Below are 10,389 nucleotides of genomic sequence, written 5' to 3'. Positions count from 1 at the left end.
TTTTGGCTGGCATACATTATAACTAATGAGCGCTTATCTTATATTTATATTATACAATCTAGCTGCGTGTCAGCTTAGCACGTCCTCCTTGAGGCATAACTCCTATCAAGTTTTTTTAAGTTGTGGATAAAGCGCTTGATATCGCATCCAAGCCTCTTCTAGAGTGGGATCAACAGATTGCGGAGTTGCAGCAAGCGTTGGTGTGGCTGCCAGTTTGATCGTGTCATTAGCCTCTGCGTATATGCCAATTCCTATACCAGCCAGTAGAGCAGCACCACGCGCGGAAGCCGCAGCAACTGTAGTTGCATAGAGGGGTATTCTCAATACATCAGTCAGTAATTGTTTCCAAGGCATTTCTGCGGTTCCACCGCCTGCTAAACGCAGTTCTGTCGCTTTAAAACCTGTTGCCTCAAGTGCCTCAAAACCTTGTCGCAAGGCAAAAGCAACTCCCTCTAAAGCCGATCGCATCAAGTGCGCCTGTGTGTGATGAAGTCCAAGCCCCACCCATGCCCCACGTATATATGGATCAAGGTGTGGAGTTCGCTCACCCGTGAGGTAGGGCAAAAATGTCAATCCTTCACATCCTGGGGGAACAGAAAACGCTTTAGTATAGACTTCCTGCCAGCTTAAGCCGAGGATACCTCGCACCCACTCAAGCGCTAACCCGGCATTTTGCATTGCTGCAAGGCTGTACCACTGGTTAGGTAGGGCGGTTCGATAGAGATGGGTACGACCATGACGATCGATAATTGGTTGCGATCGAGGTGTAATGATTTGAGCGCCTGTGCCAATGGTTAGTTGAACCAAACCAGGCTCTAGTAGTCCGTTACCAAGCGCTGCCGCTGCGGTATCCGCCGCACCAGCGATAACAGGTAAGCCAACTCTTAAGCCAAGATGCTCTGAAGCAACAGTTGTTAGATAACCTGTGATCGCACTAGAGGGGATAATTTGTGGTAAGCAATCACCACGTAGATTCAGGGCTGAGACTGCATCCTCTGCCCAGTTATCCGACACAACATCGTAAAGCAAAGTACCACTAGCATCAGATGGTTCCGTTGCAACTTCTCCAGTCATGCGTAACCGCAGCCAATCTTTTGGCTGGAGTGCCCAACACGCTTCCGTGTAGACAGTAGCCTCGTGTTCTCGTAGCCACAACAAAGTGGGGCCCGCCATTCCAGCCGTAACCGGGTTGCCCAAGCGCTCTAGAATAGCGGCATCGAGCGAATGATAAGCGCTAAGCGTGGCACTAGAGCGAGTATCTGCCCAGAGGATAGCAGGGCGCAGGGGCTGACCAGACTCCGAAGCTAGCACAACACCGTGCATTTGGCCTGAAAGTGCGATCGCCAGTACCTGATCAGCGTGATTTCCTACAGCCTTCCTCACAGCCGAGGCAACAGCTAACCACCAATCTTCTGGCTCCGACTCAGCCCATCCAGGTTGGGGTGCATGAACAGGATAGGAGTTTGATGCTTCACCTATAGTGGTTCCGTCTGTCGCTAGGAGCAATGCCTTAGCAGAGCCTGTTCCTAAATCTATTCCAAGCAGCATTAGGCTAATCCTCAAATCATTTAGCTTTTTCCGCCAGGAGCCTCGCGCCGTACTTTACGTCGGCGTCGAGAGGAATGGCGGGATAATTTGTGGGACTAAATGTCTCCCAATTATCCAAATCATGTTTGTTGTTCACAGATTCCTCGTCTTCTTTTTAATGGTTTAACTTTGCTTAAAGCTGCCGTTTTGTACTTGGTTTTACTGTTGGTATCGGGCTTCAAACTAAGCCGAGTGCCCAAGTTCTGCATCCCGATAACTTCGTAAGCTTTTCCTTCAAACAAAACCAAGTTACGCTGCTTGTACGGATATCGCTTCCGCTTAATGGCGCGGCGTCCAGTGCTAACTTTATGGGCACGGTGTTGCCGTAAATTTTCACCATTAAGATTGGTATTTCTGGTTCTACGACCGGAAGACAACTCGCCTCCAGAACTGATTTCTCCGTCCCTGATATCACGATATTTGGCATCGTAGAACTGTTATAGTGACCGTTTATTACGTCGAATTTGTTCGAGCATCAACGGGTTGACCACACGGGTTTGAGTTGTCCCGCCAGCAATGACAAAAGCGTCATTGTGGTGGGACTTTTCTATTTCCAGCTCCCGGCGTTTACCTTTGGTAATGTAACCAAAGGTGGACTCGTTCCGACCTTGTTCGGTCAATCGCCACCGCACCATTGTCATGAAGGTTTCACCTTTAAATGACTTGAGTTTGGGCTGCCATCCAAACAAGAAACCTTTTTTCTGATGGTTTTTGGGGGTATGGCATTTGGTACAAAGTGTAATCAAAGTGGCGGGTCTATCCGTGCGGTCAGGTGGATTCTTCCAAAATCCCAAGTGATGAACTTGCAAAATTGGTTTGTCTGTTTTGTTATTGCAGTTGGGATTCTGGCATTTATGTCCGTCTCTATGCAGGATATATTCCCGCAGATTATCAAAGCCGTATTGCTCTCCATATTGATATTGTTCCCCAACGATTGTAGGGTTCTTGATTTTCTGGATGTCTAATGCAGCAACTTCGATTGTTACCGTTCTGACAGGGAGGGTACGGCATATCTTGTGGATAAGTCGGTGATGAGTATCTAGCTTGTGCTGGATACTAGGTGCCAACCAGCCTTTCTCTATCCTTCTATTGGAGAAACGGGGTTTTCTGTGTCGTAGTCGATTCCTACGGGTACGACGATACTTGCGCCTCTCGGTAATCCTTTCGGATATTCCTTTGAGCATCTTAAGTTCGCCACCAATAAGCTCTCGGTTCTCATTTACGGGACTGAAGCCTATGTTCTCGTACCCTGCATCAATACCCAAATTCACAGGCTGAGTGTAGCCACTCGAACCGTAGATGAGTTGGATAGAGAAAGGGGTGCGCCGAACAATTTTGGCTTTACCACTCTTGAGCAAGAGTCTCGCCTTCCTGGGAGTTGTGGGCATCAAGGGACGCCCTTTTCTGTTGATCACGTAGACTTTCATGATTGTTAAACCTAGTAAACAGGTTTTCATTCCTAAGAATGTGGTTTCCTTCGCCAATGTTTTCACTCTTGTTTTGATGTTTCCACACTTTCCCGACCCAAAAGGAATGTTTAATGAAAACCGCAGAGCGTCAAGCTAGGAATCGGGTTGCTAGCCCTACACTTCACGGTGCCTATGTATTCTCGGAAAACGTAGTATTCCTTGCATACTGGAACACTGAGGCTAATCGCGAAGGCTTAAGATTTCTCTCAAGCCCACGCTGTACTGCCTAAGCAGTCAGCGCTGGGTTCGTGACTGTCTTAGCAAACGGGCGATCGCTTTTACCAATTGATCAGGTTCGACAGGCTTGGAGATATGCATCTGAAATCCCGCAGCTAAGGCTTGCTGCTGATTGATTTCTCCAGCATAGGCAGTAAGTGCGATCGCAGGAATCGTGCCTCCCTGTTCAGGAGACCACTTTCTAATGTGCCGAATCAGGGCATAACCATCCATCTCTGGCATCCCAATGTCACATAAGAGTAGATCGGGAACAGATTGATTCAGGAGGGTCAATGCCTGTGCAGCCGAAGCTGCTGTCGTAACTTGTGCGCCAGATTGCATCAGGGTGAATGCTGCCAACTCCCGCATATCTGCATCGTCGTCCACAACCAAGACATAAATCCCTGCTAAATCTGTCGCACTTTCTGAATGTCTGTCATCAGAAGAGGGTTCCGGCTCTACGATGTTTAACGGTAGCCGGATGGTAAATGTAGCCCCTAAGTTCTGTCCTAAGCTGTCTACTTGAACGGTTCCTCCATGCAGTTCGGTAAAATGACGGACGATCGCCAGCCCCAATCCCAATCCGCCGAATTGTCGGGTTATTGTGCCATCTTCTTGACGGAAGTAGTCAAACACATGGGGTAAGAAGTCTCGTCTGATGCCTTTTCCAGTATCTTTGACTTGAATCTGAGCATACATACCAACCTGCTCTAGTTGCACCTCGATTCGTCCTCCGCCTGGGGTGAATTTCACGGCATTGGAAAGGAGGTTCCAGACTACCTGTTGGAGGCGATTCGTATCACCTGAAACCGTTCCTGAAATAGGATTAAATGTGGTCTGGATTTGAATGTGTTTGGCTTCGGCGGCCAGTCGTACCGTTTCTAGGGCGGCTTCAATCATTGCCGCTAGATTCACAGGAGCGACGTTTAACGTCATTTTTCCCTGCAGAATGCGCGAAACATCCAACAAGTCCTCAATTAATTGGGCTTGCAGCTTGGCGTTGCGTTCGATCGTTTCTAGGGCTTGCTCGGTTTTTGTGGCATCGAGGCGCCGACTTCGTAGCAATTTTGTCCAGCCCAGAATCGGGTTGAGAGGCGATCGCAACTCGTGGGACAATACCGCTAAAAATTCATCTTTAATCCGGTTAGCAGCTTCTGCTTTTGCGCGATCGCGTTGAGCCAATCGGTATAATTGAGCATTGTCGATCGCCAAAGAAGCACGACGCGCCAATTCCTCTGCCAGTTGCAAATCTGCTGAGGTATACCGTCGTCCAGATTCGGCACAGATAAAGGAAATGACCCCTAGAATTCGTGCCTGAGTTCGTAGTGGCACCGTCATTACAGAGCTGAATCCAACCTGTCGCAGAATCTCTAAATGCTCTGAATCCCGCGCTGCGTGTACCAACAATTCATCGGGAATCTCAGGCACCAAATCAGATTCCCCAGTTCGCAAGGTGTATGCAGCACCGCGAGGGTCATCCGGGTTCAGCGGATACTTGTCTCTAATCTGATAGGCCCATTCGAGTTTGGCAGGGTTGATGTGAGCAACCGCAATCTGCTCGATCGCACCATCCTCTTCTATCATGTGAACCGTACACCAGTCCGCTAATTCCGGCACTGTAAGCTGCGCGACTTGCTCCAAAGTAGTTTGATAATCGAGTGAGGATGCCAGCACCGCACTTGCCTCAGAGAGAAAGCGTTGGGCAAGCTCTAACTGCACCCGTTCCGTCACATCTACCACATACACGAGAATGCCTTCGACCTGACCCTTTGAGTTAACAGTTGGAAGATAGTAAACGTTGTAGTAACCGGGACGGCGATCGCAGCGTCCGGGAACATTCACTGCAAAGTTGGGTGAAATGAAAGGATTCCCTGTGGCGTAAATCTGATGAAAGACTTCAACTAATTTTGGATCGGACTGACCAAAAATATCTGGAATTGAATAGCCTAAGTGTTGCTCGCGGGTTAATCCATTAATTTCTGCTAATGCTTCGTTGATGGCAATAAATCGCTGCTCGGAATCTAACAGAGCAAGTCCAATGGGTGATGTTTCAAAGATGGTTTCCAGTTGGCGCTGTGCGGCTTCGGCTTCCGATCGTGCTTGGCGCTCGCGTTCTAACAGTTGTTCTCGTTCTTGTTCTGCATACTTGCGCTGCGTCACATCCAGCACCAGCGATAGCACCGAAATCATCCGTCCCGATTCGTCCCTGAGACTGGAGTTATACCAGTCGCAATGCACAATGTTGCGAGCTTTCGTGTAATTGCGGTTGTATGAAAAAATATGGGGTTCTTCACCATAGACCAGCCGTTGGCAGACTTCAGTCACCGATTCGAGGTCTTCCTCAAAGACAAAAGGTATCTCTGTTAAAGATTTGCCCAGAATTTCTTCGGCTTTCCAGCCCAAAATCCGCTCTGCACCAGCAGACCAGCGAATGACTCGAAAGTCTCGATTCCATTCAACGACTGCCATAGGAGAGTTTTCAACATGGAAGTTGAGCTTTTGTAGGGCTTGACGCAACGCCTCTTCTGCTTGCTTGCGTTCTGTGATATCAATGACAACTCCGATCGAGTGCTTGGGATTTCCCTGAGAATCATAAGTAAACTGTCCTCTCGCTTCAACCCAGTGAATGGAGCCATCAGGCCAACGCAGGCGATGTTCATGGTGATAGTCCTTCTTGTCTGCTATGGCTTGCTGAAGTTTTGCATTGGTTTGTGCTAGGTCATCAGGATGAACCCGACTTGCCCAAACCTCATAGCAGGGTTCGGACTCATTGGGTTGCAGACCGAGTACCATGAAGTGTGCTTCTGACCAAAGCAAGGCATCGGTCTGCATATCCCAATCCCACGTTCCCATGCGTCCGACCTTCAGCGCCAGTTGCAGATGAGCTTCACTTTCTCGCAATTCCTCTTCTGCCCGCTCCCGCTCCACGGCTAGCCAGGTTTTTTCAGCAATTCGCTCCATCAGCACCACATCTTCCTCCGTCCAGTGGCGAACAGAGACATGGTGCAACACCAACAATGCGACAAATTTCCCCTCTTTCACCAATGGAACACATAGCAGAGACTTGGTTTGGATGGCATCGAAGGCAGCCGCCCCAACTCCGGCAGTCCGAGGATCGCGATCGACATCATCCACGACAATTGTTCTGCCCTCCTTTAATTCAGCAATGAGTTCAGGGCCAAAGGAATCTAGGTGATGTCTACCCACCACGCTGATTACACCATTGCAATAATCGCGATCGACAATGACATATTCCTGCGTTGGATCAATTTCGCCGTAGGTACAGCGAGTGACACTAAAGTGTTGCCCTGTAGCACAAACCACCTGCCACATAATTTCTTTTGGGTCTTGAATGGCACGAATCCCCTCATTCAATTCGATTAGGAATTGTTGAATTTCTTCTTTCTGCTGGAGGTTCTTGAGCAGTTGTTCAATTTGTTGCCTTGCCCGCACCTGGGCTGTCACTTCAATGTTATAAATCAACACACCCTGAATGGTTCCCTCAGCATCCCGCCAAGGTGCAAAGATGCAGTGGAAAAATGCCTCTTCCAACACCCCATCGCCGTTCCGATCCCAGTAAGTAGGTGACTCCTCCCGAATAAATGTTTCTCCCGTCCGGTAAACGCGATCGAGCGCTTCAAAGTAAATTTGTCCCTCTATCTCCGGGAAAACGTCCCGTATTGATTTCCCGATAATGTCTGGAGTGCGGCCAGTCCCTTCCAGATAGGTTGGATTTGCAAATTCATACACAAGATCGGCACCTTTAACAATGCCAATCATCGCAGGCAATTGCATCAGGATGTCATGCAACCGCTTGCGTTCGGTTTCTGCTTCGAGTCGGGCAGATTGTTCTCGTTTTAAAAGGCGATCGCGCTCTGCTTCGATCTGTTTGCGTTCGGTGATGTCCACCGAAACGCCAATTATACGAACTCCTCGCCCCGTTGCATCCAGATAGACTTGTCCCTGACTGTTGAGCCAGCGCACAACGCCGTCTGGACTAATTACCCGATACTCCTGCACGTAGGACTGTTCGACCGCAGTTGCCCGTTGGGCTGCTTGGATCACCCGTTGTCGATCGTCTGGATGAATGAGTGCAAAAAAGTCTTCTCCTGAGCCTTCATGAAAACCCCAAACGTCTAGAGCATTAGCAGAACACACTACCTGATTGGTCGGCAAATCCATATCCCAGACCACCATCTGAGCCGCCGTCAGTGCCAATTGCAGGCGTTCTTGGCTCTCTCGTAATGCCTGTTCAACTTGTTTGTAATCCGTCAAGTCTTGGAAGATAACAACGGCTGCAACAATCTGCCCCTGCTTATCTAAAATCGGTGCTGAGTTGGCGTTAATGAAAATGTGGCTACCATCATTTCGATCAATTTCCATCTCCTCGTTGGTAACGACTTCACCTGTTTTTAGCGATCGCGCTAAGGGCATATCTTCATGGGCATAGGGCTGACCATTAGAACGAAGTGGAATGTATGAAACGACGGCATCATATTCGTTAAGCTCAAGCGATGGTTCGTAGCCATACCCAACAATCTGCTTGGCTTGTTCGTTCGCCAGAACCAACTTACCAGATGCTGCATCGGCAATCATTACACCCGCAGGCATTTGTCGTAAAACGGCTTCAAATCGGGCGCGTTCAATTTCAAGCTCGTGCAATAACCGTTCTCGTTCTGCCTCTGCTTGCTTGCGTTCTGTAATATCGCGAAAATAAACTGCTACTCCAGCAGTCGAGGGATAGGCATTTGCCTCTATCCAACGCTGGACAGATTCCCCAAATTCTTCCCAGGAAACAGGAACCTGTTCCGTCATTGCCCGATGGAGTTCTCGATAGGGAATTGCACCAACCAGCTCAGGAAAAACCTCATTCCAAACGTGCTTTCCTAGTAGATATTCTGGTGTTTTGTGCAGGATTTGAGCCGCTGCCTGATTTACGTAAGTGTAGCGCCACTCGCGATCGAAGGCGACAAAAGCATCCGTAATGCTTTCCAGAATTGTTGCCACCTTGCGCTCAGTTTCTTGGACAGGGAACAACTGTTCGCCTTCAAGGGTGCGGGCAAAGTCTTCAATGAATTCAGAGCGAGAAATTCCTCGCCTGTGAGCCTCTTTATCGAGCGATCGCCATGCTGTATTAGTCAGAGATACGCTCACTCGTTGTTTCGTCTCCGAGTTCCAATTGCTAACAAACTTGCCTGTGGCGTCGCGCTTCATGAAGATTCATCCGTCTGCATACACGGTCTTCTCCATTGAACCTGAGTTACTCACTGAGGAGAATCAGCCTTAAGATAGATGCTTTGGCGAGAAAGAAGATACATAGGAAAGAATTACATCAATAAATATTGCGCTGTATTGGCGGCTGAATTTCCCTTTGCACTCGTAGACATAGAGCTGGGCTAGACGCGAGAATCCCACGGCTTTAACGTAGTGCAGCCGCGGCATTCTCAAATAAGTTTCCTCACGGATGCGGATGGTGGCTACGACATTCGGGCTAGCGTTCCTTGAGCACCAAACTCATGCAAACTACGCAACTTGTCAGCAACAGCCTCGACGAAACGTGGCGACTGTACTAAATCTCCAAAAATTTCAGATAGGCCCAGTAATGGTCTGGGATCTAATTCACTCAAACTGGCGCGTTGAGTGAGGATGTCTGCTAATGGGTCATCAATGGGAATAGGTTGCCCTTGTTCATCATGACTATTGATGTATCGACACCAAGCAGCAATCGTCAAACTTAGGTAATCGATAGCACCTCCAAGTTGTAATTTATCGCGGATAGATCCCAAAACAAACTTAGGAATTTTGGCCGATCCATTCAGGCACAGGCGTGGAAGCTGATCGCGAATTTTAGGATTAGAAAACCGTTCAATTAAAGTTTTTTTATAATCATCGTCTAAATCAATCCCCGGAACGGGTTGAAGCGTTGGTGTCACCTCATCCATCAGGTTAGCGACTGCTTGCTGAAACAAGGGATCAGCCATGACTTCATAAACGTAGGTATAACCTGCCAGAGAGCCGAGATAGCCTATCAGCATATGGCTGGCATTGAGCAGCCGAATTTTCATCATTTCATAGGGATGAACATCCTTAGTCATCTGTACACCAAGGGATTCCCAATCGGGTCTGCCTGCACAAAAGGTATCTTCGATTACCCACTGAATGAAAGGTTCTGCGACGCAGGGAAACGCATCATCAATACCAAACTGTTGGGCCACCATTTTGATATCTGCTGGGGTTGTCAGCGGAGTAATCCGATCGACCATGCAGTTGGGAAAGGCAACGTGTTCAGCAATCCAACTTCCTAAATCCCGATCGCGCATTTGGGCAAATGTTGTTAGCATTTTCCGCACCATGTTGCCGTTGCCCTGGATATTGTCGCAGGACAAGACTGTAAAGGGTGCCAACCCCTGTTTACGCCGTTTTTCGAGTGCGGCTGTCAAAAAACCGTATGTCCCAAGTGGTTGGTCAGGATGTTGCAAATCGTGCTGCATCGTCGGGTGGTTGACATCGAAATTGCCACTTCCTTCAATGTAGTAGTAAGCTGTTACGCATTTAAATTGGAGATTTGGGACAGGCTAGAAGCCCGTCCCACAAGAGTTTTATTGATTTTTGACACACAGTTTAAATGTAGAACAGCTTAGCCGCTTTCAGTGATCGTTAGAGTAACTATTCGGCATCTGGGATCTGCTAATGCTTCAATAACTGCTTGACGATTGTCTGGTGCAAACAGGTATCGAGTGATTGAACCAATTATCCGAGCGCGATCGCCTTCTAGCGAGCGCTCAACTAAGGTATACAAACAATCTTGGGATTGAAGCGCATCCCGCATTCGCCGATCGTAGTCATTGTCAAGCAATCCAACCCCACAGATTCCCCAATCACTACCAGGATTGTGATGGAAATAATCATCGAGATAGAGCGCTTGGTGCGATCGATGAAATCCACCAACCCCAATATGCACAATGCCATTAGTAATTTGATGGCGATCGTAATTGGGTACGCGCACGTTTCCAGGTAAAAGAGACAGGGATGCTTGATTCAGCTTAGGAATGAAAATTTAATAACTTAAGCAAGATATAATAAACAAATGAGTGAACATCAATGTACTTGACATTTC

The 10,389-nt window shown here is 48.2% G+C and carries 5 protein-coding genes; all 5 read right to left on the bottom strand.

The genetic code is table 11. The features are described 5' to 3' along the window. Nucleotides 1–105: 105 nt before the first annotated feature. Nucleotides 106–1,548: a xylulokinase gene (gene xylB / locus QUB08_RS30430; RefSeq protein WP_333229843.1), complete on the bottom strand. Its 1,443-nt coding sequence runs from the start codon at nucleotides 1,546–1,548 to the stop codon at nucleotides 106–108. Between the two features lie 476 nt (nucleotides 1,549–2,024). Beyond that, entirely contained in the window at nucleotides 2,025–3,014 is a 990-nt protein-coding gene (gene iscB, locus QUB08_RS30425) for an RNA-guided endonuclease IscB (protein ID WP_333229841.1), read from the bottom strand. Between the two features lie 276 nt (nucleotides 3,015–3,290). Continuing rightward, nucleotides 3,291–8,486: a PAS domain S-box protein gene (locus QUB08_RS30420; protein WP_333229839.1), complete on the bottom strand. Its 5,196-nt coding sequence runs from the start codon at nucleotides 8,484–8,486 to the stop codon at nucleotides 3,291–3,293. Nucleotides 8,487–8,749: 263 nt separating this feature from the next. Next, nucleotides 8,750–9,763, bottom strand: a complete 1,014-nt coding sequence (locus tag QUB08_RS30415) for a mannitol dehydrogenase family protein (RefSeq protein WP_333229837.1) — start codon at nucleotides 9,761–9,763, stop codon at nucleotides 8,750–8,752. 146 nt (nucleotides 9,764–9,909) lie between these two features. Continuing rightward, nucleotides 9,910–10,278 (bottom strand): hypothetical protein, encoded by a 369-nt coding sequence (locus QUB08_RS30410; RefSeq protein WP_333229835.1) that lies wholly within the window; start codon nucleotides 10,276–10,278, stop codon nucleotides 9,910–9,912. Nucleotides 10,279–10,389: the final 111 nt, after the last annotated feature.

Origin of the sequence: Microcoleus sp. BR0-C5 (assembly GCF_036705045.1) — a bacterium.
GTDB lineage: Bacteria > Cyanobacteriota > Cyanobacteriia > Cyanobacteriales > Microcoleaceae > Microcoleus.
The sequence above is the reverse complement of the archived record's forward strand: the minus strand, read 5'-3'. Positions and strand labels throughout refer to the sequence as shown.

Excerpts from the sequence above, each read along its gene's own strand:
- QUB08_RS30415 (WP_333229837.1), bottom strand. The coding sequence starts at position 9,763 with ATGCAGCACGATTTGCAACATCCTGACCAACCACTTGGGACATACGGT.
- QUB08_RS30420 (WP_333229839.1), bottom strand. The coding sequence starts at position 8,486 with ATGAAGCGCGACGCCACAGGCAAGTTTGTTAGCAATTGGAACTCGGAG.
- xylB (WP_333229843.1), bottom strand. The coding sequence starts at position 1,548 with ATGCTGCTTGGAATAGATTTAGGAACAGGCTCTGCTAAGGCATTGCTC.
- iscB (WP_333229841.1), bottom strand. The coding sequence starts at position 3,014 with ATGAAAGTCTACGTGATCAACAGAAAAGGGCGTCCCTTGATGCCCACA.